The 23484-nt window shown below is 68.1% G+C and carries 21 protein-coding genes and 1 tRNA gene; 4 read left to right on the top strand and 18 right to left on the bottom strand.

The window, feature by feature from the left end:
* Window position 1: 1 nt before the first annotated feature.
* The 9 genes from glf to EV675_RS28720 form a co-directional block, all read right to left on the bottom strand.
* A complete protein-coding gene (gene glf / locus EV675_RS28760; RefSeq protein WP_130362096.1) occupies window positions 2-1153 on the bottom strand; it encodes a UDP-galactopyranose mutase in 1152 nt (383 codons plus the stop codon).
* A gap of 18 nt (window positions 1154-1171) precedes the next feature.
* Entirely contained in the window at window positions 1172-1891 is a 720-nt protein-coding gene (locus EV675_RS28755; RefSeq protein WP_130362095.1) for an ABC transporter ATP-binding protein, read from the bottom strand.
* A 2-nt stretch (window positions 1892-1893) separates the two neighbouring features.
* Window positions 1894-2682, bottom strand: a complete 789-nt coding sequence (locus tag EV675_RS28750; RefSeq protein WP_242621649.1) for an ABC transporter permease — start codon at window positions 2680-2682, stop codon at window positions 1894-1896.
* A gap of 466 nt (window positions 2683-3148) precedes the next feature.
* Window positions 3149-4126: a Bug family tripartite tricarboxylate transporter substrate binding protein gene (locus tag EV675_RS28745; protein ID WP_130362094.1), complete on the bottom strand. Its 978-nt coding sequence runs from the start codon at window positions 4124-4126 to the stop codon at window positions 3149-3151.
* A gap of 36 nt (window positions 4127-4162) precedes the next feature.
* Complete coding sequence (locus EV675_RS28740; RefSeq protein ID WP_130362093.1) at window positions 4163-5317, bottom strand: FAD-dependent monooxygenase; 1155 nt, start codon at window positions 5315-5317, stop codon at window positions 4163-4165.
* Window positions 5314-5793, bottom strand: a complete 480-nt coding sequence (locus tag EV675_RS28735; RefSeq protein ID WP_130362092.1) for an acyl-CoA thioesterase — start codon at window positions 5791-5793, stop codon at window positions 5314-5316. The genes EV675_RS28740 and EV675_RS28735 overlap by 4 nt, the downstream gene beginning before the upstream one ends.
* On the bottom strand, window positions 5790-7490 hold the full coding sequence (locus EV675_RS28730) for an AMP-binding protein (protein WP_130362091.1): 1701 nt from the start codon (window positions 7488-7490) through the stop codon (window positions 5790-5792). The genes EV675_RS28735 and EV675_RS28730 overlap by 4 nt, the downstream gene beginning before the upstream one ends.
* 148 nt (window positions 7491-7638) lie before the next feature.
* Complete coding sequence (locus EV675_RS28725) at window positions 7639-8580, bottom strand: VOC family protein (RefSeq protein WP_130362090.1); 942 nt, start codon at window positions 8578-8580, stop codon at window positions 7639-7641.
* 28 nt (window positions 8581-8608) lie between these two features.
* Window positions 8609-9874, bottom strand: coding sequence for an alpha/beta fold hydrolase (locus tag EV675_RS28720; RefSeq protein WP_130362089.1), 1266 nt, complete (start codon window positions 9872-9874; stop codon window positions 8609-8611).
* A 219-nt stretch (window positions 9875-10093) separates the two neighbouring features.
* On the opposite strand from EV675_RS28720, the gene EV675_RS28715 reads away from it, so the two are divergent.
* Complete coding sequence (locus EV675_RS28715; protein ID WP_130362088.1) at window positions 10094-10819, top strand: TetR/AcrR family transcriptional regulator; 726 nt, start codon at window positions 10094-10096, stop codon at window positions 10817-10819.
* On the opposite strand, the gene EV675_RS28710 is transcribed toward EV675_RS28715, so the two are convergent.
* The 7 genes from EV675_RS28710 to rplU all read right to left on the bottom strand — a co-directional run bounded on the left by EV675_RS28710 (window position 10762) and on the right by rplU (window position 18968).
* Window positions 10762-12375 (bottom strand): glycerol-3-phosphate dehydrogenase/oxidase, encoded by a 1614-nt coding sequence (locus EV675_RS28710; protein ID WP_130362087.1) that lies wholly within the window; start codon window positions 12373-12375, stop codon window positions 10762-10764. The genes EV675_RS28715 and EV675_RS28710 overlap by 58 nt on opposite strands.
* Window positions 12372-13901, bottom strand: coding sequence for a glycerol kinase GlpK (gene glpK / locus EV675_RS28705; RefSeq protein WP_130362086.1), 1530 nt, complete (start codon window positions 13899-13901; stop codon window positions 12372-12374). The genes EV675_RS28710 and glpK overlap by 4 nt, the downstream gene beginning before the upstream one ends.
* A gap of 130 nt (window positions 13902-14031) precedes the next feature.
* Window positions 14032-15426, bottom strand: coding sequence for an MFS transporter (locus tag EV675_RS28700; protein WP_423213256.1), 1395 nt, complete (start codon window positions 15424-15426; stop codon window positions 14032-14034).
* Between the two features lie 196 nt (window positions 15427-15622).
* A complete protein-coding gene (gene proB / locus EV675_RS28695) occupies window positions 15623-16747 on the bottom strand; it encodes a glutamate 5-kinase (protein WP_165404827.1) in 1125 nt (374 codons plus the stop codon).
* Window positions 16748-16755: 8 nt separating this feature from the next.
* Entirely contained in the window at window positions 16756-17967 is a 1212-nt protein-coding gene (gene obgE / locus EV675_RS28690; RefSeq protein WP_130362083.1) for a GTPase ObgE, read from the bottom strand.
* Window positions 17968-18330: 363 nt separating this feature from the next.
* A complete protein-coding gene (gene rpmA, locus EV675_RS28685) occupies window positions 18331-18588 on the bottom strand; it encodes a 50S ribosomal protein L27 (RefSeq protein WP_087841667.1) in 258 nt (85 codons plus the stop codon).
* Between the two features lie 68 nt (window positions 18589-18656).
* Entirely contained in the window at window positions 18657-18968 is a 312-nt protein-coding gene (gene rplU, locus EV675_RS28680) for a 50S ribosomal protein L21 (RefSeq protein WP_087841668.1), read from the bottom strand.
* A gap of 253 nt (window positions 18969-19221) precedes the next feature.
* Here rplU and ispB point away from each other — a divergent pair, with 253 nt between their 5' ends.
* Both ispB and EV675_RS28670 read left to right on the top strand, forming a co-directional pair.
* Window positions 19222-20187, top strand: a complete 966-nt coding sequence (ispB, locus tag EV675_RS28675) for an octaprenyl diphosphate synthase (protein ID WP_130362082.1) — start codon at window positions 19222-19224, stop codon at window positions 20185-20187.
* A 62-nt stretch (window positions 20188-20249) separates the two neighbouring features.
* Window positions 20250-20326 (top strand) — tRNA-Pro (locus EV675_RS28670).
* 76 nt (window positions 20327-20402) lie between these two features.
* Here the strand turns inward: EV675_RS28670 and EV675_RS28665 are convergent.
* Window positions 20403-21017: a CNP1-like family protein gene (locus EV675_RS28665; RefSeq protein ID WP_130362081.1), complete on the bottom strand. Its 615-nt coding sequence runs from the start codon at window positions 21015-21017 to the stop codon at window positions 20403-20405.
* Between the two features lie 67 nt (window positions 21018-21084).
* Window positions 21085-21654, bottom strand: a complete 570-nt coding sequence (locus tag EV675_RS28660; protein WP_130362080.1) for an RNA pyrophosphohydrolase — start codon at window positions 21652-21654, stop codon at window positions 21085-21087.
* A gap of 83 nt (window positions 21655-21737) precedes the next feature.
* Between EV675_RS28660 and EV675_RS28655 the strand changes: the two genes are divergently transcribed.
* Window positions 21738-23480, top strand: a complete 1743-nt coding sequence (locus EV675_RS28655; protein ID WP_130362079.1) for a proline--tRNA ligase — start codon at window positions 21738-21740, stop codon at window positions 23478-23480.
* The last annotated feature ends 4 nt before the right edge of the window (window positions 23481-23484 follow it).

The raw sequence follows: 23484 nt of genomic DNA, 5'->3' as shown, positions 1-23484 counted from the left end.
ATCAGCCCAGGGGATTGACGTAGAACGGATCCAGTCGCGCGCCGGCTTCAAGCGCGGGCTTGACCGCATCCGAGACGTCCAGGGCCTCTTTGATGGTGACATCCATATCGAGATAGCGGTACGTGGCCAACCGCCCCACGAAGGTCACGCCTTTCTCTTCACGCGCCCTGTCCACGTATTGCTGCAACAGGGCCTTGTCCTTGACGAGGCGGATGGGGTAATAGGGAATGTCGTCTTCCCCGCAAAGGCGGCTGTACTCGCGATAGGCGATGCTTTTTTCGTGCTTCTCCCAGGGGGAGAAGTATTTGTGCTCGGAAATGCGGGTATAGGGAACATCGCTGTCGCAGTAATTGATGACTGCCGTCCCCTGCAAATCCCCGTCGCAGCGCACCGTTTCGAAATCCAGCGTGCGGTATCCCAGCCGCCCCAGGTCGAATCCGAACCAGGCGTCCAGGGGTCCGGTCCAGAAAACGTGGTCGGCGGCCTGCCGCATGGCGGGCTCGTACCGGGTCTGGAGGCGCACCTCGATGCCCGGATGATCCAGGATGCTCTCGACGATCCGCGTATAGCCGTCCCGGGGCATCCCCTGGTAGCGGTGGGAGTAGTAATTGTCGTCGTAGTTGAATCGCACGGGCAGCCGTTTCAGGATACTGGCGGGCAATTCGGAAGGAGACACCCCCCACTGCTTGCGCGTGTACCCCTCGAAGAAGGCCTCGTAAAGAGACTTGCCCACGAACCGCAGCGCCTGCTCCTCGAAAGTCTGCGGCGACTCGATGGACAAGTCGGCCTGGCTCTCGAGGAACGCGCGGGCCTCATCGGGCGCCAGTGTCTTGCCGAAGAACTGATTGATGGTGTGCAGGTTGATCGGCAGCGAATAGACACGTCCCTTCGAAACCGCCTTGACCCGGTTGACGAAGGGAATCATCTCGCCATGGCGATTGATGTATTCCCAGACCCGCTCATGATCGGTGTGGAAAATATGGGGCCCGTACACGTGGACCATGACGTCCGTCTCGGCATCCCGCGCGGAATGGCAATTGCCCGCGACGTGCTCGCGCTGGTCGATGACAGTCAGGCGATGCCCCTGCTCCGCCAGCTCCCGGGCGATGACTGCTCCGGAAAAACCTGCACCGACGATCAGAATGTTCTTCATGAAAAACCTATGTAGTCGTTATGCCGCGGCGGGCATCGTCACGTTGACGATGCGGCCGTGCTCCAGATGGATGACCTTGTCGCAAACCCGGTGGGCCAGATCCATGTCGTGCGTGGCGATCACCAGGATCCCCGCACCCTTGACGAACCCGTCCAGCCGCTCCGCTGCCTTTTGCCTGAAGCGTTCGTCCCCCACGCTCATCCATTCGTCCATCAGGAGGATTTCCGGCTGGACGCTGGTGGAGATGGCGAAAGCGAGCCGCAGCACCATGCCGCTCGAATAGGTGCGTACCGGGATATTCAGAAAATCGCCCAGTTCGCTGAACTCGGCAATGTCATCGACCAGGCGGCTGACGGCGCTCGGCCTGATGCCCAGGAACAGGCTCCGCAGCTTGATGTTCTCGTAGCCGGTCGCCTCGCCGTCCATGCCCAGCATGGAGTCCAGCAGGCTCGTGACCCGCCCCTGGACCGATATCGATCCGGACACGGGAGCGTAGACACCGGCCAGGACCCGCAGCAGCGTGGTCTTGCCCGAACCGTTGTGGCCCAGCAGGGCGATCCGATCGCCCTCGCGGATATCCAGATCGATGTCCTTGAGCGCCTCGACCTGCGCCAGGCCATGCCCCGATGCGATGATCCGGCCCCCCGTGGCCACATTCAGCACGGTCTGCTTGAACGACCGCTGTTTGGCATCGTATATGGGAAAGCGGATCGATACGTTCTTGAGGTTGATGTGCATGGTTACAGCCAATAGGTCACGCGATGCCGGAAACGCGCCAGCAGGCAAAGGGTGGCGATGCTGCCCGCCACCGCGGCCACGAGGCCGGCCACCCAGTACATGGCCGGAGGCGCGACGCCGATGATCGGCATGCGCATCAGTTCGAGCATGATCGTCAATGGATTCAGGTGCGCCAGATAGGCACGCTCGGGCGGCAGCTGGTCCACTTGCCAGACGATGGGCGTCACGAAGAACATGAGCGACATGACGCTGCCCACCACCGGATGCATGTCGCGGTAGCGCGTGCAGAATATCGCCACGACCAACCCGACCCACAAGAGGTTGAATGACACCAGCAGCAGGGCGGGCACCGTGAGGAAAATATTCGCGTTTACCGTCTTCCCGAGCAGCAGCATTATGATCGGGTAAATGCAGATATTGTGCCCCAGGATAATTAGCTGCCGATAAACCACTCGCAGCACGAAAATCGTCAAAGGCAGTTTGACCTGCTTTAGATAATGCGCCGAGCCTGAAAACGCATCGCAGAATTCGTTGATGCTGCCCGAGATGAACGCCCAGAAAATCAGGCCAAGCGCCAGATGGGGAATGAAGTCGTCGGGCGACCGATTGAACAACGCCCCGTACAGAGGCCCCATCGCGGCAACCGTGACGGCCGTGCTGATGGTGATCCAGAGCGGCCCCAGCGCGGACCGGCGGTATCGCGCCCGAATGTCTTGCCAGCCCAGGGCCATCCAGAAATAACGATCGCGGAAAGCGGTAGTGATATCGACGATTGCTTCGGAAAAATTCACCAGAAAACCTGTTCAAGTACGACGCCGTCGCCCAGCGTCGGCCGTGTCATCGCATTCTATCCGCCCGGTTGGCAACGAACCGGGCACGCGTTGGTCGGAACGTATGTAATCGTGTTGAAATGTAAAGGCAACCCGAATAGAAAAGGGCTTCAAACCTTTGCTTGAAGCCCTGGCATTTTTACAGATTCAGGCGGCTCGGTTCTTCTCGTTCCCAGGACGAGCGGACAACCGAATCGGCGGGAGGCCATGGGCGGCGATTATCGCAGCCGGCGCCCAGGGGTGTCAAAGCCGTAAGCGGCCTGACATATCCAGTCGGATTCCATGCATTTTGTGAACTTGGGCCATGGCCATCCGTCCAGGGTTACGTGGCGCATGACACACGAAAACCCTCTCCGCATCCCGCCGCCTCAATAGGAAGCACTTACTTATTATTCATGCCCGACACATTCGCCCGCTTCCTGCGCGGTCAGTCAAGCGTGATGTTGGCCAGCTTGACCACCGACTCGAAGCGCCGGGTGTCGGCCTTGACCGCCTGGGCCAGGTCGGCGGCCGAGGCGGGCCAGGCTTCGAAGCCGAAGGTGTCGAACTGTTTGCGCACGTCGGGCTCGGCCACGGCCTTGGCGACGCCGCTGTTGATGGCGTCGATGGCGGCCTTGGGCGTGCCCTTGGGCGCGAACAGGGCGACCCAGGTCTTCAGTTCGAAGTTGGCCGGGCCGCCGGCTTCCGAGACGGTGGGTACGCCGTCATACAGGGCCAGGCGCTTGGGCGCGGCCAGCGCCAGCAGCTTGACCTTCTTGGCCTGGTAGAGCTGGGCCACGGTGGCGGCGGTGCCGAAAGCCCAGTCGACTTCGCCGGTGGCGACGGCGGTGTAGAGCTGGGGCAGTTCCTTGAACGGCACGTGGGTCATGTGGGTGCCGGTCTGGGTCTGGAACATGGAAGCGCCGATGTGGGCGACGCTGCCCAGGCCCCAGGTGCCGTAGGTCTGGTTGCCGCCCTTGGCCTTGGCGTCGGCGATGAGGTCGGCGACGTTGTTCCAGGGCGACTTGGCCGAGACGACGATGAAGAAGTTGGTGGTGTAGACGGGCGAGGCGGGCTCGAAGTCGGCGGCGGGGTCGAAGGGCAGTTTCTTGTACAGGTGCGGGTGCAGGGTCATGTGGGTGTTGTCGACCACGACCAGGGACAGGCCGTCGGGCGCGGCGCGCTTGACGTCGCCGATGGCGAGCCAGCCGTTGGCGCCCGGCTTGTTCTCGACGATGAGGGGCTGGCCCCAGGCCTTGGACAGTTTTTCGCCGACCAGGCGGGTGACGGCGTCGGGGCCGCTGCCGACCGAGTAGGGCAGGACGACTCGCACGGGCTTGGAGGGATAGGCGGGGGCCTGGGCACCGGCATGGCCGGCGCCCAGGGCCAGGACGAAGGCGGCGGCGCCGCGCAGGATGATTTTCATGGTGTCTCCTCGTGTTGTGCTGCGTTGGTGTGGGGATCAGGCGGCCGCGGGCGCGCGCTGGTGGCAGGACAGCGCCTCGCACGCGGCGGCGAAATGGGGGTCGCGCTGTTTCAGGTCTTCATGGCTGACCTGGCCGGTGCGGCGCATGTAGTCGTAGGCGAACGAGACGGGGTCGAGGTGCATCTTGTCGGCGACGTTCTCGTACCAGTCCAGGCTGCGGGCGGCGGCGTTCTGGAAGCTGGACGAGGCGGGCCGGCGCTGGGTTTCGAAGGCGGCGAAGGCGGCCGGGAGGTCGCCGGGGTGTCGCACCAGCCCCTGGTGCAGGGCGATGGCGTCCTGCATGGCCATGCGCGTGCCGGAGCCGAGCGAGAAGTGCACGGTGCGCAGCGCATCGCCCAGCAGGACGATGTTGCGATGGGTCCAGCGTTCGTTGCGGACGATGTTGGCCTCGAACCAGAGCGAGCGGTTGGTCAGCAGTTCGTTGCCGCCCAGTTCGGGGCGGAAGACGTCGGCGCAGTAGCGGCGGCTTTCGTCCTCGCTGGCTTCGTGCAGGCCGGCGCGCTGCCAGGTCTCGGGATCGACCTCGACCAGGAAGGTGCTCAGTTCCGGGCTGTACTGGTAGCTATGGGCGATGAACACGCCGTGCGGCGTCTCGCGGAAGATGAGCGAGACCGGGTGGAAGCGCTGGCGGGTGCCGTACCAGGCGAACTTGTTGCGGCGTTTCTCGAAGCTGGGCTGGAAGTGGTCGGCGAATTGCTTGCGCACGGCGCTGTTGCCGCCGTCGGCCGCCACCACCAGGTCCACCTCGCGCGCCAGTGCGGCCACGTCGTCGATCCGGCGGTTGTATTCGATCCTGACGCCCTCGCGCCGGCAGGCGTCTTCCAGCACGCGCAGCATGTCGATGCGGGCGGTGCGCGAGAAGTGGTTGCCGTGGACCTGCACGTGGGTGCCGCGATGGACGATCTCCATGTAGTCGCAGCGTTCGTGGTGGGCCACGAAGGCCTTGAAGAACTCGGGGTCGGCCTCTTGCAGGAAGGACAGGCCGACGTCCGAGAACACCACGCCCCAGCCGTAGGTGGCGCCGGCGGGATTCTGTTCGTAGACCTGGATCTGGTGGGACGGGTCGTGCTTCTTGGCCAGCAGCGAGAAGTACAGGCCGGCGGGTCCGGCTCCGATGACGGCGATTTTCATGATGCGAGGCTCCCTGCCGCCGCGGCGGCGCCGCAGGCGGTCTGGTACGAGGACAAGGCGTCGCGCAGCACGTCGGGCACGGGTATGGCCCGGCGCTCGCCGCGGGCGACGCAGATGGGGGTCAGCTTGGCGATGAAGGCGGTCAGCCCGGTTGCCGTGGTGGCGGTGATGTCGAGCGCGTAGGTGTGCTGGCGGATCGCTTCCACGGTCACGCGCATGTCGAATTCGTCGTCCGGCCACAGCGAGGTGCGGAAGTCGAAGGCCAGCGCGCGGCTGGGGGTGCCGAAGCCGAGTTCGTCCTTGATGCGCTGGGGCGTGGAGCCGAACAGCATGCCGTAGAACAGCTCGACGGCGGAGATGACGTATTCGCCGAAGGTCACGGTGTAGACCACGCCGGCCGGGTCGCAGTCGCCCCACTTGACGCGTCGGCGCACGACGAAGGGCGTGGCCGAGAGCACGTGTTCGGTGCTGGTCATGCCGGTCTCCCCGACTTGGGATCCTGCCCGCCGGCGCCGGTCTCGCCCGCCAGCTTCTCGGCGATCATGCGCTTGAGCGCAGGCTTGTCCAGCTTGCCCACCTTGGTCACCGGGAAGGCCTCGATCACTTCGACCCGCTCCGGGCACTTGTACTTGGCCAGGCCCTGGGCAACCAGGAAATCGGCCAGTTCCCTGACCTGCGGCGCGGCCTGCCCGGGACGCGGCACGATGTAGATGCAGCCCTTTTCGCCATAGACGGGATCGGGCATGGCCACCAGCCGCGCCTCGGCCACGGCCGGATGCGCGCCCACCAGGCCCTCGACTTCCTCGCAGCCGATCTTCTCGCCGCCGCGGTTGATGTTGTCGCGCAGGCGGCCTTCGAAGGCGTAGCAGGTGACGCCGTCCACCACGTGGGCGGTCATCATGTCGCCGGTGCGGTAGAAACCGTCCGAGGTGTAGGCCTGGGCGTTCGCCTCGGGCGCGTTGAAGAAGCCCGGCAGCGTGGCGGGACCGCGGAAGCACAGCTCGCCCATCTGTCCCGGCGCCACCGGCTTTTCCGAATCGGGCTCCAGCAGGCGCAGCTCGTCCTGCGGGCAGCCGGAGCAGCCCTGGGTCTGGAAGCGCCGGGCCTGCGGGGCGTCGGGCGGGGAACCCAGCAGCAGCCCCTCGGTGATGCCGAACAGGTTGGAACACGGCACGCCCAGGTGCGCCTCCAGGCGGTCGGCGCGGCTCATGGTGATGAACAGGCGCAGGGCCGACAGGTCATGCCTGGCCAGGTCCGGATAGGTCATGAGCTGCGGGGCGATGGGGCCGATGGAAACGGCGCGGGTGACCCGGTGTTCCTCGATCAGTTCCAGCATGCGGACGAGGTCCAGCCTGGGCATGAGCACGGCGGACACGCCCATGGCGAACACGGGGATCAGCACGTACACCTGGGCCGCGTTGTGCAGCAGCGGCAGCGCCCACATGAAGCGGTCGTCCTCGCGCAGCTTGTACATGCCCGCGCAGGCCAGCGCATGGCCGAGGTATTCGGCGTGAAAGCGCGGAATGATCTTGGGCATTCCCGTCGTGCCGCCCGAGAGCTGGAAACTCAGCACGTCGCCCAGTCCCGGCGGCGCCTCGGCCAGGCGCCGGCGTGCGGCCTCGAGCGGCATGCCGGCGATCAGGTCGCGCAGGGCCAGGCCGCCCTCGCCCGCCGGCCCGCGGGCGACGATCAGATGGCGCAGCGTGTCGCTGCCCTCGGCCATCTTGCGGGCGAAGGCGATCAGGTCGAAGCTGGGATGGAAATCGGCCTGCACGAAATAGGCGCGCGCCGCCGACTGCCGGATCAACTGGCCGATTTCCAGTTCGCGATGCTGGGGCAGCGAGCAGACGGGCACGATGCCGGCCTTGTAGCAGGCCGCCAGCGCCAGCACGGTTTCCAGCGTGGTGCCCATCTGGAAGATGGCGCGATCGCCGGGCGCGAGGCCCGCTTCCAGCAGCGCCGCCCCCAGCCGTTCCGACTGCTCGTCCAGCTCCTGGAAGCTCAGACTGCCTTCGTCGGTGATGAACGCCGCCTTGCCAGGCAGGCGCCGCGCGGTGGCGCGCAGGGCATCGCCCACCGAGGACCGCATCCACGCCCCGCTGTCCAGGTAGGAGGCGGCGCGCTCGGCCGGATGGTAGATGACCCCTTCTATCGGGTGCCGTATGTCTTGCATGATGATCTCCTCCTCCGATATGTCAGTCTCTCCAGATCTCCATCGCGGCTCAATCCGCGCTCCGATCCAGGGCGCCGCGGATCCGGCTTTGCCGGTCCGCCAGCGCCGCCCCCTTGAGGGGGCGCCCGAAGGGCGTAGGGGGTGGGATTCATTCTGGAACGATGCGAACTCGGTCACGATCCAGGGTTTCTATGCGGCCCTGCACGCCGCCGGTGAACAGGCCATACCAGATGGCGGGCTTGAGCCCCAGCGCCTTGCGGCGGAACTCGATGGGACCGTCGCTTTCTATGCGGTCGTAGTCGCCCAGGGTCTCGACACGGCAGTCGCCACGGCCGCGCGCATCGTCGACGATGGCGGCGAACTCGCGCACGCGGGGCACGAAGATGCGCACCGCCGACGATGCCCGCGCATCGCCGGGCCGCACGTGCTCGGCCACCAGCCGGGCCTTGCGCGACCAGATCTCGGCGATGTCCGACACGCGCCGCTGTCCGGCCCGGGCCTCGTCCTCGGCTTCCAGCGCGGCCTGCAGCGTCAGTTGTCCGTCCAGGGCATCCACCTGGGTCAGCGGACGAAGCTTGCGGGTGAACTCGATGAAGTAGCCGTTGGGATCGCGCACGTAGATCGACTCGATCACCTCGTGGGTGGTCTCGACCGACACCTGCAGGCCGGCATCCTCCAGCTTCTTCTTCCACGCGCGCAGTTCGTCCTGTCCCTGGACCAGCCACGCGGTATGGGTGGCGTCGAACACGTGGTCGTCGGGCACGGGCGCCATGGGCGGCCGGTCGCGCATGGCCGCCGGCGGCTCCGAGCCCAGGTAATAGAAGAAGGCGATGGTGCTGCCGTTCCCGCTGTCGAAGAAGAAATGCAGGAAGTCCGGGTGCGTGGCCGGCCCCCAGCCGCGCGCCGAGATCACGTGGATCAGGGGCAGGCCCAGGATGTCCCGGTAGAACGTCACGGTCTCGCGCAGCTTCCAGGTGGGCCGCGCCGTGTGATCGACGCCCCGCAGCACGAGCCCGTGGGCGGACGGCGCCACGGGTGCGGCTTCGGTCGTATTGCCTGCCGGCGTGGCGCTGGCGTTCAGGCTGCTCATGTCGTTTCCCCTTGCGTATGGATGGTGGTCAGTGCGCGAAACGCTCGCGCAGCCAGGCCGCCAGCTGGCGGCCTGCCTCGTAGCGGCCCGGCTCCTCGCCCTCGGCCAGCGCGCGGCCGTGATGGTCGCCGCGCACCCGCAGATGGCGCTTGTCGGCCGTGGCCAGGGCGTCGTAAATGGCGCGCACGTCGCCCGGGAAGCAGGCCTGGTCGCCCGTGTATTCGATGACCAGGGTGGGCTGGACGATGGCGTCCGCGGCCGCGGCCAGGCTGGCGTTGGACGACAGGCCGGACCAGGTCGACAGCCAGCTCTCGGGCGTGCAGAAGCGCGCGAAGCCGACCGCGCCGTAGTTCGAGGCATAGGGATCGCGGCCCCACAGCGAACCGGGATGCCGGTCCGACGGATCCAGGCTGAGGTCCAGGCAGCGCAGGTCGGCGTCCGTGCGCCAGACGGTCATCACGGGCGTATGGGCGGCCACGCGGCGCTCGGCCTGGGAGACGTCCTCGCGGCCCTTGAGCGCCTTGCGCGCGCCCAGCCGCTGCGCGATCGATTGCCGCGCCAGGGCGTCCAGCCGCTCGACCCGGTCGCGCTGCGCCTGCCGGTAGCGCGCGACGAACCCGGGCGCATAGCGCGCCTGCCCGCCGGGGCGGTAGCCGTTGTCCGGGTTCAGCGGATCCAGGGCGGGGTCGACCGACAGGGCGTCCCCTTCGTCCCGTACCGAGGGATCGATGCAGTTCATCAGCAGCGCGCCCTGCCCCGGATGCGGGCCCACCAGCACCAGGCCCTGGACCAGGGGCATGTCGAGCCCGGCCAGGCCGGAGGGCTTGCCGCCCGGCGTGCGGGCGATGCGCTCGGCGGCCGGCAGCGACGACTGCTGGGCATAGAACGAATACAGGCCGGCGCCGCCCGAGTTGCCCAGCAGCACGATGTGCTCGAACCCCTGGCCCCGCAGGAAGGCCAGGCCGGCGGCCACGTCGTGCAGCGCGGTCTCGTGCTCCAGGCGCAGGTCGTTGCCGACCGAGCGCGCGCCCTGCGACCAGGCCGCGTAGCCGGCGCCGACGATGTCGGGAATGAGGTAGTGGCAGGCCATGAACTCGCGCGGGTGCATCACGCACACGACGGTCCGGGGCCGGGGGCCCGCGGGCAGGTAGAGCGAGCCCGTGGTGGCGGCGTCGTCATCGGTGCGCAGGACGACGTTGCGGGTGGTGGCGCCGGCCGGAAGATCGCGCGGATTCCAGTCGGTGTTCAAGAAGCCTGCGGTGACGTGCTGGGGGGCGTTGGCGCCGGTGCTCACGATGGGTCTCCTGATGACGCGGACGGCGGATGCAACCGTCTTTTGTCACATTCGACTATTTTTTGACTTAACTGTCAATACACGTTGAAATTCAGACAGAAGTGTCAAAAAAACTCGCCGCCGCGCCCGTTTTCCCTGGGAAGACGGGGTTTCGACATGCCATAATCGGCTCCTGGGCCGGCACCCGTTCCTGCCCCATATCCTGGAAAGTCCCTATCCGTGAACGAGCTTCCCACCAAGGCAACGATGAAAGGGGAAGTCCTGCGCGGCGCCATCCTGGACGCCGCGGCCAAGCTCTTCATCGAACGCGGCACGGGCGGCACCAGCATGCAGGACATCGCCGAATCGCTGGGTCTGAGCCGTACCGCCGTCTACTACTATTTCAAGAACAAGGACGCGATCCTGCGGGCGCTGACCGAGGAAATCCTGACCTCGGCCCGGGAACTGGCCAACGCCGCCGTCTCCCGCCAGGACCGTGATCCGGCCGAGGCCCTGCGCGAGCTGGTCACCGACTACGCCAACCTCATCCTGTCGCGCCCGGCCGAGTTCCGCGTGGCCGACCGCAACGAGTCGGACCTCACGCAGCGCCAGCGCGCCTCGATGCACACGGCGCGCCGCAGCGTGCTGGCGGACTTCAGCGGCATCATCGAGCGCGGCATCCAGCTCGGCCATTTCCGCATGGCCGACCCGCATGTCGCGGCCTTCGGGCTGATCGGCATGTGCAACTGGACCGCGTGGTGGTTCAAGCCCAGCGGGCGCCTGGGCCAGCAGGAAGTGGCCGAGGCCATCGCCGACATGGCCATCCATGCCCTGCGGCGCGACGAATCGCGCCGGGCCCGGGTGCCCGACGTCAAGGAATCCCTGCGGCTGTTGCGCGAGGACCTGGCCTACCTGGAAAAACTGGTGGTGCCCGACGAGGACGCATCGGCCGGCCAGCGCAAGTAACTGTCCGCCAGTTCGCGGAACGCCCCGGCGCCCGCCTCCGCGCCGGTCTCCTCGGCCAGCAGCCTTCCGACCTCGCCCGCCAGCTCCCGTGCCAGGCGGGCGTCCAGGAACAGCAGGCGCGAACGGCGCGCCAGCACGTCCTCGACCGTGCGCGCGTATTCGTGGCGCGCGGCAAAGCGCACCATGGCCTCGGTCAATCCTCCACCCAGTTCGCGGCCGGCACCCGGCAGGGCAAGCACCGCGTCCCCTTCGCCGCCATACCCCCACAGGCCCGGGGCATCGCCGATGCTGTGCCTGCCCGGCGCGGCGCCCACCAGGGGATGGTCGGCCGTCACGCAGGGGCCGGCGGATTGCACCAGCCCGGCATCCAGGCAGGCATCCAGCGTGTCCTGGGCCATGGCCCGGTACGTGGTCCACTTGCCGCCGGCCACGGTGACCAGCCCGTCGCTATCGACCCGCACCACGTGTTCGCGGCTGACGTCCTTGGTGCTGGCGTGTCCGGCCGGGCGCACCAGCGGACGCAAGCCCGCCCAGGCGCTGGAGACGTCGGCGGCGCCCGGCGCGCGCGCCAGGTAGCGGCCGGCCTCGCCCAGCAGGAAGTCCACTTCTTCGGCCAGCGGGCGCGGCTCCAGTTCCTGGTGGGGCCGGGGCGTGTCGGTGGTGCCGATAAGAGTCCTGCCCATCCAGGGCAGCGCGAACAGCACCCGGCCGTCGCGCGTGCGGGGCACCAGCAGCGCCCGGTCCCCGGGCAGGAAGTCGCGCGATACGACCACGTGCGCGCCCTGGCTGAACAGGAGGGTGTCCTGGGCGGCCTCGACGCGGGCGTCCAGGCGTCGCACGGCATCGACCCAGATGCCCGCGGCGTTCACCACGCAGGCGGCCCGCACTGCATACGCACGGCCGGTTTCGCGGTCTTCGCAGCGCACGCCGGCCACCCTGCCCTGCTCGCGGATCAGGCCGACGGCGGCGCAATGGTTGACCAGCAGCGCGCCTGCGCACGCCGCGGTGCGCGCCAGCGCGATGGCCAGCCGGGCGTCGTCGAACTGGCCGTCCCAGTATTCGATGCCGCCGCGCAGCCCCTGCGTCCGCAGCCCGGGCTGGCGGGCCGTGATGGCCCGCGTGTCCAGCCAGCGCGTGCGCCCCAGGCCGGCCTTGCCGGCCAGCACGTCGTACAGCACCAGGCCCGTGCCGTAATACGGCCGTTCCCAGAACCGGTAGGCGGGCACGACGAAAGGCAACGGCTGCGCCAGGTGCGGCGCGTTGCGCAGCAGGATCTGCCGTTCACGCAGGGCCTCGCGCACCAGCGGGAAATTGCGCTGCTCCAGGTAGCGCACGCCGCCGTGCACGAGCTTGGTCGCGCGCGAGGACGTGCCCTTGGCGAAGTCGTGGGCCTCGACCAGCACCACGCGCAGGCCTCGCGTGGCCGCATCCAGCGCCACGCCCAGGCCGGTGGCGCCGCCGCCTATCACCGCCACGTCGTAATGCCGGGGCTCGGCCAGCCGGGCCAGCAATCCGGCCCGGTCGGTGCGCAGCGGCGCCGGCGTGGACGCGGTCAAGTCCGGGCCCAGGCGCGGGAGCGCGCGACGGCCTCGCGCCAGCGGTCGACCTTGGCGCGGCGGGCGGTCTCGGACATCGAGGGCTCGAAGCGCCGGTCCAGCGCCCACTGCGAGGCGATCTCGGTCCCGTCGGCCCAGAACCCCGTGGCCAGGCCCGCCAGGTAGGCCGCGCCCAGCGCGGTGGTCTCGGTAACCTGGGGCCTCACCACCGGCACGCCCAGGAAATCGGCCTGCATCTGCATCAGCAGGTCGTTGCCGCAGGCACCGCCGTCCACCCGCAGTTCCCGGATGGCCAGGCTGGAATCCCCCATCATCGCGGTCAGCGCATCGGTGGCCTGCAGCGCGATCGACTCCAGCGCCGCGCGGGCGATGTGGCCACGGGTCGTGCCGCGCGTCAGGCCGATCAGCGTGCCGCGCGCGTAGGCGTCCCAGTCCGGCGCCCCCAGTCCGGTGAAGGCCGGCACCAGATAGACGTCGCCCGAGTCGGCCACGCTGGCGGCCAGCGGCTCGACCTCGGGCGCGCTGGCGATCATCTTCAGGCCGTCGCGCAGCCACTGGATGGTCGCGCCCGCCATGAAGACCGAGGCCTCCAGGCAATAGGCGGTACGCGTGGCCGGCTCGGCCGCGGCCGGCCCCTGCCAGCCGACCGTGGCCACCAGCTTGTTCTGGCTGGCCATGGGCACGGTGCCCGTGTTCATCAGCATGAAGCAGCCGGTGCCATAAGTGTTCTTGACCATGCCGGGCTCGAAGCAGGCTTGTCCGAACGTAGCCGCCTGCTGGTCGCCCGCCACGCCCGCGATCGGCACGGCCGCGCCGAACAGGTCGGGGTCGGTCTCGCCCAGCACCGCGCACGAAGGCACCACGGCGGGCAGCACGCTGGCGGGGATGTCGAACAGGTCCAGCAGTTCCTCGTCCCAGGCCATGCGATGGATGTCGAACAGCAGCGTGCGCGAGGCATTGCTGGCATCGGTCGCGTGCACGCGGCCATTGGTCAGCTTCCAGATCAGCCAGGCATCGACGGTGCCGAACGCCAGTTCACCGTTGCGCGCGCGCTGCCGGGCCCCCGGCACATGGTCCAGCAGCCATTGCAGCTTGGTGGCGGAGAAATAGGCGTCCAGCACCAGTCCGGTCTTGCGCTGGATCAGCGCCTCGTGCCCTTCGCGGCGCAACTGGTCGCAGCGCTCGGCCGTGCGCCGATCCTGCCAGACGATGGCGCGGGCCACCGGCTTGCCGGTGATGCGGTCCCACAGCACCGTGGTCTCGCGCTGGTTGGTGATGCCGATCGCGATGGCGGGCGCGCGCGAATAGCCATTGCCCACCAGCGAGGTGGGCGCGCGCGCCAGGCAGGCCCGCGCCACGGCCAGTTGCGACGTCCAGATGTCTTCGGGGTCGTGTTCGACCCAGCCCGGGCGGGGGAACAGCTGGGGGAATTCCTTCTGGGCGACGGCGACGATCTGCCCGGCATGGTCGATCAGCAGGGCCCGCGAACTGGTCGTGCCCTGGTCCAGCGAAAGGATGTAGCGCATACGGAGGAGACCTGGTGAAACCTGCGTTGCGTGGACGCGTCGGCCAGGACGCAGGCCAGATGGTAGCGCGAGCGACGCCCGCGCGCATCTGGCCCCGGCCGTGGCCTCTGCGCCCGGTTCCCTCGCGCCGTCAGGCCGCCGACGCGGAATCCCCCGCCCGTGCCGCGGCGGGCGGGCGCAGCAGCATCGCGCACAGGACCGCGGCCACCGCGCCGCAGGCGGCCCCCAGGGCGAAGGCCAACTGGTAGCCGCCATTCAGCGCGGCCACCTGGGCGGCGCCCCGCTCCAGCAGGAAACTCGTGCGCGCGGCCGCCAGGCTGGCCAGCACGGCCAGGCCCAGCGCGCCCCCCATCATGAACGAGGTGTTCACCACCCCCGAGGCCAGCCCGGCATCGCGGGGATCCACGTCATTCATGGCCGCCAGCAGCATGGGGTTGAACGCGATGCCCGCGCCCAGGCCGAGCAGCGACATGGCGGGCAGCACGTCGATCAGGAAATCGCCGTGGATCGGCGCCCGCGCGAACAGCGCGAGGCCCACCGATGCCACCGCCAGCCCGCAGGCCAGCGGCGTGCGGATGCCGAAGCGCATCACCAGCCGGGCCGACAGGCCGAGCGAGAACACCGCCATGATCACGTTGGCCGGCAGGAAGGCCAGCCCCACCTGCATGGGGCTGTAGCCCAGCACCACCTGCAGGTACAGCGCGGAAATGAAGAAGACGGCGAACATGGCGGCGGCCCACAGCACGCCCGCCGCGTTGGCCGTGGCCACGTTGCGCAGCCGGAACAGCCCCAGCGGCATCAGCGGTGCGCGCACCCGGGATTCGATGGCCAGGAAAGCGGCCAGCAGCACGGCGGCGGCGCCGAGCAGGCCCAGCGTATGGAACGAGGTCCAGCCGCGCTCGTTGCCGTTGACCACGGCATACACGGCCAGCATCAGCGAGGCGGTAATCGCCGCCGCGCCGGCCATGTCCAGCCGCTCGCCCGGCTGCCCGCCCCTGGCAGGCAGCAGCGCCATGCACAGGCCGTAGACGGCCGCGCCTATGGGCAGGTTGACCAGGAAGATCCAGTGCCAGCTGAGCACGCTGGTGAGGAAGCCCCCCAGCAGCACGCCTATGCTGCCGCCCCCCGCGCACACGAAGCCGTAGACGCCCATGGCCTTGGCGCGGTCCTCCTGCTCGGGAAACAGCATCATGATCAGGGACAGCGACACCGCGGACACCACCGCGCCGCCCAGGCCCTGCACCGCGCGCGCCGCCACCAGCACGGCCTGCGACTGGGCCAGGCCACAGGCCAGCGAGGCGACGGTGAACAGCGCGATGCCGGCCACGAACAGCCGCCGGTGCCCGTACAGGTCGCCCAGCCGCCCGCCCAGCAGCAGGAAGCCGCCGAAGGTCAGCATATAGGCGTTGACCACCCAGACCAGCGCGGTCTCGGAGAACTTCAGGTCGTCGCGGATCGAGGGCAGCGCGACGTTGACGATGGTCGTGTCGAGCACGATCATCAGCACGCCCAGGCACAACACCATCAAGGCCAGCCAGCGTTTGCGGCGGTCGAGGTCGGCAGTCACGGATGAGCTCCTCATGCCGGCGCGCGACATGGCGGGTTGGATGGGAACAGGAAATGTGTACAGCGTACACAAAATAACAGAGACGCGGGGGCGACGTCCATCGGAACGTCGCCCCCGCGTCTCGGTTGTTGTCGTCGATATACGGGAATGGCGGTCAGCGGATGACCATGTTGTCCCGATGCATGAGCTCGGGCTCTTCCATGCTGCCCAGCAGCGCCTCGATCCGGTTCGAGGGCTGGCGCATGATGCGGCGGGTCGCGCCGGAGGAATAATTGATCAGCCCGCGCGCCAGCTCCCTGCCGGAGGCGTCCACGCAGGCCACGACGTCGCCGCGCTCGAACTCGCCCTCGACCGCCGTCACGCCTATGGACAACAGGCTCTTGTGGTCGCGGGTCAGCGCCAGGGCCGCGCCTTCGTCGACGGTGACGCGGCCCCGCAGTTGCAGGTGATCGGCGATCCACTGCTTGCGCGCCGACAGCAGCGGCAGCGAGGCGCGCAGTTCGGTCCCGATGCAGGTTCCGCCGGCCAGCCGCACCAGCACGTCCGGTTCGCGGCCCGACGCGATCACGGTATGCGCGCCGCTGCCGGCCGCCCGCTTGGCGGCCAGGATCTTGGTCAGCATCCCGCCCTTGCCCAGGCTGCTGCCGGCGCCGCCGGCCATGGACTCCAGCTCCGGTTCGCCCGCGCGCGCGTGCGACACGAACTTCGCATCGGGATGCTTGCGCGGGTCGGCCGAATACAGCCCGGCCTGGTCGGTCAGGATGATCAGCGCGTCCGCTTCGATCAGGTTGGTCACGAGCGCGCCCAGCGTGTCGTTGTCGCCGAACTTGATCTCGTCCGTGACCACGGTGTCGTTCTCGTTGATGATGGGCACGACGCCCAGGCGCAGCAGCGTGAACAGCGTCGAGCGCGCGTTCAGGTAGCGCGTGCGGTCAGACAGGTCTTCATGGGTGAGCAGGATTTGCGCGGTATGCAGCGCATGTTCGGCGAACACGCTTTCGTAGGCCTGCGCCAGGCCCATCTGGCCGACCGCCGCGGCCGCCTGCAGTTCGGGCACCAGCGTGGGCCGCTTGTCCCAGCCCAGGCGCAGCATGCCTTCCGCGATGGCGCCGCTGGACACCAGGACCACTTCCTTGCCCAGCGCGCGCAGGTGCGCGATCTGCCCGGCCCAGCGCAGCAGCGCCCGCCGGTCCAGGCCACGCCCCTCGTCGGTGACCAGCGAGGAGCCTACTTTGATCACGACCCGCCGGGCGGCGGCGATCACTGAAGTGCTATTCATCGTGGAACTCAATCGCCGTCGCCACCGCCATCGCCCCCTTCCGCACCGGCATCGCCGCCGTCGGCATCGGGAGCATCCTCGGGGGTCTGCGCCCCCGCGTCACCGCCATCGGCCGGCACCCGGCGCGGGGAGCGGCGGCGGGCAGGCGCCGCCTTGGGCGCGGGCGCCTGGGCCTCGACGAAGCGCGGGTCCTCGTCGAAGGCCTGTTCGGCCTCGCGCTGCTCGTCCAGCCAGTTCTGGACGGCCCAGGCCAGTTCCTGGGTACCGTCGCCGGCCAGCGCGGAAATGCAGAACACCGGGCCGTCCCAGCCGAACTCCAGGCAGAACGCCTCTTTCAGGCCCTGCGGATCGTCCACCATGTCGACCTTGTTGAGCACCAGCCAGCGCGGCTTTTCGTACAGGGCCGGATCATAGCGGCGCAGTTCCTCGACGATGGCGCGCGCCTCGTGCACGGGGTCCACCGTGGGATCCACGGGCGCCACGTCCACCAGGTGCAGCAGCAGGCGCGTGCGCGACAGGTGGCGCAGGAACTGGTGCCCCAGCCCGGCGCCCTCGGAGGCGCCCTCGATCAGCCCGGGAATGTCGGCGATCACGAAGCTGCGTTCGGCGTCGGTACGCACCACGCCCAGGTTCGGATGCAGGGTGGTGAACGGGTAGTCGGCCACCTTCGGCCGGGCGTTCGACAGTTTGCGGATCAGCGTGGACTTGCCGGCGTTGGGCATGCCCAGCAGGCCGACGTCGGCCAGTACCTTCAACTCCAGCCGCAGCTTGCGCTGCTCGCCGGGACGGCCGTGGGTAAACTGCCGCGGCGCGCGGTTGGTGCTGGACTTGAAGTGCAGGTTGCCCAGGCCGCCGTTGCCGCCGGCGGCCAGCACGACCTTCTCGCCATGGGTGGCCAGGTCGAACAGCAGCTCGTTGGTCTCGGCGTCGTACACCATGGTGCCCACCGGCATGCGCAGCGTGATGTCGCTGCCGCCGGCGCCATAGCGGTCCGAACCGCTGCCCTGCTCGCCGTTCTGGGCGCGGTGCAGGCGGGCGTAGCGGTAGTCGATCAGCGTATTGATGTTGCGGTCGGCCACGGCATACACGCTGCCGCCCCGCCCGCCATCCCCGCCATCGGGTCCGCCGAAGGGAATGAATTTCTCGCGGCGAAAGCTCGCCACGCCATTGCCGCCCTTGCCGGCAACTACCTCGATGGTGGCTTCGTCAACGAATTTCATGCCCCCCCCTACGCGCTTCGCGCGCCCCCCAGGGGGCGATGCAGGTGGACCGGCCAAGCCGGATCCACCGCATCCTGGGAGGTGCGGAGGCGGGGTTTCAAAGATTCAAAAGAAATGACCGTGCAAGTACTAATACTAGCGCGATCATAAAAAAAAGCCCCCACGCGTAACATCGCGCAGCGGCGCTATTTTTCCGAGGAGCCAAGGCTCCCCGTAACCACATCCACTCCTACGAAGCCGAGCCCAGATCCAGGGCACGGCGCCGGGCCGCCCCAAGGCGGGCCCCGGCCCCCTCGGGGGGCTGCCGCGCAGCGGCTGGGGGTTCACCATGCCGGGCGCGCGTCAGCGCGTAGGGGGGGACCCTCAGACAGGGTCGATCGAGACGGTGTGCTTGCGCAGGGCGCCCTTGACCGCGAACTGCACGCGGCCGTCGACCAGCGCGAACAGGGTGTGGTCCTTGCCCACGCCGACGTTGACGCCGGGGTGGAAACGCGTGCCGCGCTGGCGCACGATGATCGAGCCAGCCGGGATCAATTCACCGCCGTAGGCCTTGACGCCCAGGCGTTTCGCTTCTGAGTCGCGGCCGTTCCGTGTCGAACCGCCGCCCTTTTTCTGTGCCATGTTTGCACTCCTGCTTGTTCGTTACCGATTCTTGCCTACATTCCGGGCCCGGCCGTGCCGGGCTCCCATCAGGCGGAAATGGTGCCGATCTGGATTTCGGTGTAGTTTTGACGGTGGCCTTGGCGCTTCTGGTAGTGCTTGCGCCGACGCATCTTGAAGATGCGGACCTTGTCGTGGCGACCGTGTGCAAGAACCTTGGCCGTGACCACGGCACCGGACAGAAGAGGCGCGCCGATCTTGAGTTGATCGCCTTCGCCCACTGCCAGGACCTGGTCCAGCGTGATCTCTTGCCCGATGTCTGCCGGTATCTGTTCTATTTTCAGCTTTTCGCCAGCGGCAACGCGATACTGCTTTCCGCCGGTTTTTATGACCGCGTACATGGGATGACCTCTTGGGTTGTTCAAAGCTCGAGCCCCCATTAGGGGTCGAACCATAGACTATAACCGGAGTTGTGCCGGAGCGTCAATCCCGGCCTCGCCCCACGCACAGCCCCGGTATAATTTCGTTGCCACGGCGCTTTCGGGCGCCGCCGCCCGCTCGCGGGCCTCCCAGTCACGCCATGCCGCCGGTTGTTGCATCTCGGCTTTTGTTGCACACCTGGCCGGCAACGGCCAGTCTACCCACGGATTCCCCTTGAGCCTGCCGACCCTGTTCGCCCCCATCGCCGACGACATGCAGCGCGTCGACGCCGTCATCCGGGCACGACTCGACTCCGACGTCCCGCTCATCCGCACCATCGCCGACTACATCATCGGCGCGGGCGGCAAGCGGATGCGTCCCGCCCTGCTGCTGATGGTCGCCCGGGCGCTGGGTTACGAGGGGCAACAGCATCATCTGCTGGCCGCGGTGGTGGAATTCATCCATACGGCCACGCTGCTGCACGACGACGTGGTCGACGAATCGGCGCTGCGGCGGGGCCGCGCCACGGCCAACGCGGTCTTCGGCAACGCCGCCAGCGTGCTGGTGGGCGACTTCCTGCATTCCCGCTCGTTCCAGATGATGGTCGAGACCGGCTCGGTCCGCGTCATGCAGATCCTGGCCGACGCCACCAACGTCATTGCCGAGGGCGAGGTACTGCAACTGCTGAACGTGCACGACCCCCTGGTGACCGAAGAACGCTACCTGCAGGTGGTGCGCTACAAGACCGCCCGGCTGTTCGAGGCCTCGGCCCAGCTGGCCGCGGTGCTGGCGGGCGCCACGCCCGAGCAGGAAGCCGCGGCGGCGGAATACGGCCGCCGCGCCGGCACGGCGTTCCAGTTGATCGACGACGTGCTGGACTACAGCGGCGAGGCCGAGGCGTTGGGCAAGAACCTGGGCGACGACCTGCGCGAGGGCAAGCCCACGCTGCCGCTGATCCGCCTGCTGGACGTGGGCACGCCGGCGCAGCAGACGCTGGTGCGCACCGCCATCGAGAACGGCGAAGGCGATTTCGTCGCGGTCGCCGCCGCCATCCGGGAATCGGACGCCCTGGACTACACCCGCGCCCGGGCCCGGATCGAGGCGGATGCGGCGGTCGCGGCGATTTCCACCTACCCCGTTTCCGCTTTCCGGGATTCTCTGCTAGAATTCTGCGCTTTCGCGATCAACCGAGATCGCTGAAAAGAAAGACGGCCTGCCGGGCAAGTTGTACAGCCCGTATCCGGCAGGCCGGACCGACAAGTCGGGGCGTAGCTCAGCCTGGTAGAGTACTGCGTTCGGGACGCAGGAGTCGGAGGTTCGAATCCTCTCGCCCCGACCATTGATCTGGTCGACAAGCCTGTAATCAGGCACGCAAGCGCACAGCCCAGGCTGTGCGTTTTTGTTTTTGCCCGCCCCTACTGCGTGTTGCGGCCCGCCATGGCGTCGGCGTAGCGGTCCCAGTGGCGTACGCGGTAGGCCAGGTCCGACGCCTTGGCGCCGGCCGGACCGCCGCCCGAGCACAGCACGCCATTGCGCAGCACGTGCTGGATCGTATTGGGCAGCAAGGGACGCCATTCGTCGTGCACCGGGCGCTGCCAGCCGGCGCCGGGCCGGTACAGGGCCACGGTGCGCCATTCTCGCGTGCCGCAGCGGACCGATTCGTACGAGATGTTCTCGGCCCCCATGTCGCTGACCGCGCGCAGCGTGTAGCGCACGATCAGGCCAGGAGCGATCTGGATCGAGCGCGGATCCACGCCGAAGCGGAAACGCTCGTTGCGCGACAGGTTTTCGACCGGCAGCACGTCGGCATCGGTGGGCACCGGCGGCAGTTCCGACTTCAGGGCTTCCCAGCCGGCGTCGGGCAGGGTGCGCTGGGCATCGATGTCGTCCAGCAGGTAGTTGCCCTCGCCGCGCGGCTGGCTGCCGCAGGCGGCGAGTAACAGGGCCAGGCATCCGGCGCCGGCCCAGGCGGCGGCACGCAGGGCCCGGCGGGCGGGACGAGGCCGCGCCCCGGCGAACTGACTAGGCATAAGTGTTTTCCATATACAGGTTGCACCCGACACGATACCCGAACCCCCGCCAGGGGGTGGCGGGGGCTCAGACCTCGGGCGCTTCGTTGGACAGGGGCGCCGGTTCACCCTGGCCGCGCCGGTGCGAACCGATGTGCTGGCGCAGGTACCGGGTCTCGTGGTTGCGGCGGAAGAGCACGACCGCAAGCTCGTTCAGGGCCAGCGTATACACGTCGCGCTTGAATTCGATGACCGATTCCAGCGGGACCCAGTAGGAACTCCAGCGCCACGCATCGAACTCCGGATGCGACGAGGCCCGCAGGCAGACGTCGCAATCGCGTCCCTGCATGCGAAGCAGGAACCAGATCTGCTTCTGACCTTTGTAGTGCCCCCGCCATTCGCGTCTGACGAAGTGATCGGGCACGTTATAGCGCAACCAGTCGCGTGTTCTACCCAATATGCGGACATGCTCGGGCCGCAGGCCCACTTCTTCGTGGAGCTCGCGGAACATCGCCTGGACGGGGCTTTCACCATGCTTGATGCCGCCCTGCGGAAACTGCCAGGAATGTTCGTTGACGCGCTTGCCCCAGAAGACCTCGTTCTTCTGGTTGACGAGGATGATGCCGACGTTGGGACGGTAACCTTCACGATCCAGCATGAGCCACCCCAGCGATTCTCATACAATTGAGTCAATTATAGGCCCAGGGGGCCGAACCCGTATCCACCCACGTGAGCACCGCAATGCGCGCATCGCAGTTCCATATCGGCACCCTCAAGGAAGCACCGTCCGACGCCGAGATCGTCAGCCACCAGCTCATGACCCGCGCGGGCATGATCCGCAAGCTGGCCGGCGGCATCTATAACTACATGCCCATCGGCCTGCGCGTCATCCGCAAGGTCGAGGCCATCATCCGCGAGGAAATGAACCGCGCCGGCGCGCTCGAGCTGCTGATGCCGGTCGTGCAGCCCGCCGAACTGTGGATGGAGTCGGGCCGCTGGGAGCAGTACGGCCCCGAGCTGCTGCGCATGAAGGACCGCCACGGCCGCGATTTCGTGCTGCAGCCGACCTCGGAAGAAGTCATCACCGACATCGCCCGCAACGAGATCCACAGCTGGCGCCAGCTTCCCAAGAATTTCTACCACATCCAGACCAAGTTCCGCGACGAGCGCCGGCCGCGCTTCGGCGTCATGCGGGGCCGCGAGTTCACGATGAAGGACGCCTATTCCTTCGACCGCGACGAAGCCGGCGCCCAGAAAAGCTACGACGCCATGTACGACGCGTACATGCGCATCTTCGCCCGCATGGGCCTGACCTTCCGCGCCGTGGCGGCCGACACCGGCTCCATCGGCGGCACGCGCAGCCATGAATTCCAGGTCATCGCCGACACTGGCGAGGACCTCATCGTCTACAACCCCGCCACCCAGTACGCCGCCAACATCGAGCTGGCCGAGGCGCCCTGCCTGGTCGCCCGGCGCGCGGCCCCCGGCCGGACGCTGGAGAAAGCCCCCACCCCCGGCGCCACCAAGTGCGAGGCCGTGTCCGAACTGCTGGGCCTGCCGCTGGCCAGCCACGTGAAGTCCCTCGCGCTGGCGGTCGAGCCGGAAGAAGCCGGCAAGCCGGTCCAGATCTGGCTGCTGCTGCTGCGCGCCGACCATGAACTGAACGAGATCAAGGCCGGCAAGATCCCCGGCCTGGACCATGGCTACCGCTTCGCCACCGACGCCGAGATCGTCGATCACTTCGGCTGCGTGCCCGGCTTCATCGGGCCCGTGGGCACCGCCAAGCCGGTCAAGGTGGTGGCCGACCGCACCGTGGCCAACCTGCACGACTTCGTCACGGGTGCCAACCAGGCCGACCACCACTACGTGGGGGTGAACTGGGGCCGCGACCTGCCCGAGCCCGACCTGGTGGCCGACCTGCGCAACGTCGTCGACGGCGATCCGTCGCCCGACGGCAGCGGCCCGCTGGCGATCCAGCGCGGGATCGAGGTCGGCCACGTATTCTTCCTGGGCACCAAGTATTCCGAGGCGCTCAAGGCCACCTACCTGGACGAGACCGGCAAGCCCGCGCTGCTGCAGATGGGCTGCTACGGCATCGGCGTCACGCGCCTGCTGGGCGCCGCGATCGAGCAGCACCACGACGCCCGCGGCATCATCTGGCCGCGCGCGCTGGCGCCGTTCGAAGTGGTGGTCTGCCCGGTGGGCTGGGGCAAGAGCGAAGCGGTGCGCGAGGCCGCGACCAGGCTCTACGAGGGTCTGAGGGAAGCTGGCGTCGACGCGATCCTGGACGACCGCGACGAGCGGCCCGGCGTGATGTTCGCCGACTGGGAGCTGATCGGCGTGCCGGTCCGCGTCACCATCGGCGACCGTGGACTGAAGGACGGACAGATCGAGCTCCAGGGGCGCGGCGACGAAGCCGCCGCCAAGATCCCCGTGGGCGAGGCGCTGGCCGCCACCCTGGCCCGGCTGGCGCAGGCGAACTGACCGC

Origin of the sequence: Pigmentiphaga kullae, from assembly GCF_004216695.1 — a bacterium.
In the GTDB taxonomy this organism is placed as follows: domain Bacteria; phylum Pseudomonadota; class Gammaproteobacteria; order Burkholderiales; family Burkholderiaceae_B; genus Pigmentiphaga; species Pigmentiphaga kullae.
The sequence above is the reverse complement of the archived record's forward strand: the minus strand, read 5'-3'. Positions and strand labels throughout refer to the sequence as shown.

Bases quoted from the DNA above. Each gene is read 5' to 3' on its own strand.
- glf (WP_130362096.1), bottom strand. From the start codon at position 1,153: ATGAAGAACATTCTGATCGTCGGTGCAGGTTTTTCCGGAGCAGTCATC.
- EV675_RS28755 (WP_130362095.1), bottom strand. From the start codon at position 1,891: ATGCACATCAACCTCAAGAACGTATCGATCCGCTTTCCCATATACGAT.
- EV675_RS28745 (WP_130362094.1), bottom strand. From the start codon at position 4,126: ATGAAAATCATCCTGCGCGGCGCCGCCGCCTTCGTCCTGGCCCTGGGC.
- EV675_RS28740 (WP_130362093.1), bottom strand. From the start codon at position 5,317: ATGAAAATCGCCGTCATCGGAGCCGGACCCGCCGGCCTGTACTTCTCG.
- EV675_RS28735 (WP_130362092.1), bottom strand. From the start codon at position 5,793: ATGACCAGCACCGAACACGTGCTCTCGGCCACGCCCTTCGTCGTGCGC.
- EV675_RS28730 (WP_130362091.1), bottom strand. From the start codon at position 7,490: ATGCAAGACATACGGCACCCGATAGAAGGGGTCATCTACCATCCGGCC.
- EV675_RS28725 (WP_130362090.1), bottom strand. From the start codon at position 8,580: ATGAGCAGCCTGAACGCCAGCGCCACGCCGGCAGGCAATACGACCGAA.
- glpK (WP_130362086.1), bottom strand. From the start codon at position 13,901: ATGCGCTACATCCTTTCGCTGGACCAGGGCACGACCAGTTCGCGGGCC.
- EV675_RS28700 (WP_423213256.1), bottom strand. From the start codon at position 15,426: ATGGTGTTGTGCCTGGGCGTGCTGATGATCGTGCTCGACACGACCATC.
- proB (WP_165404827.1), bottom strand. From the start codon at position 16,747: ATGAATAGCACTTCAGTGATCGCCGCCGCCCGGCGGGTCGTGATCAAA.
- obgE (WP_130362083.1), bottom strand. From the start codon at position 17,967: ATGAAATTCGTTGACGAAGCCACCATCGAGGTAGTTGCCGGCAAGGGC.
- rpmA (WP_087841667.1), bottom strand. From the start codon at position 18,588: ATGGCACAGAAAAAGGGCGGCGGTTCGACACGGAACGGCCGCGACTCA.
- rplU (WP_087841668.1), bottom strand. From the start codon at position 18,968: ATGTACGCGGTCATAAAAACCGGCGGAAAGCAGTATCGCGTTGCCGCT.
- EV675_RS28665 (WP_130362081.1), bottom strand. From the start codon at position 21,017: ATGCCTAGTCAGTTCGCCGGGGCGCGGCCTCGTCCCGCCCGCCGGGCC.
- EV675_RS28660 (WP_130362080.1), bottom strand. From the start codon at position 21,654: ATGCTGGATCGTGAAGGTTACCGTCCCAACGTCGGCATCATCCTCGTC.
- EV675_RS28655 (WP_130362079.1), top strand. From the start codon at position 21,738: ATGCGCGCATCGCAGTTCCATATCGGCACCCTCAAGGAAGCACCGTCC.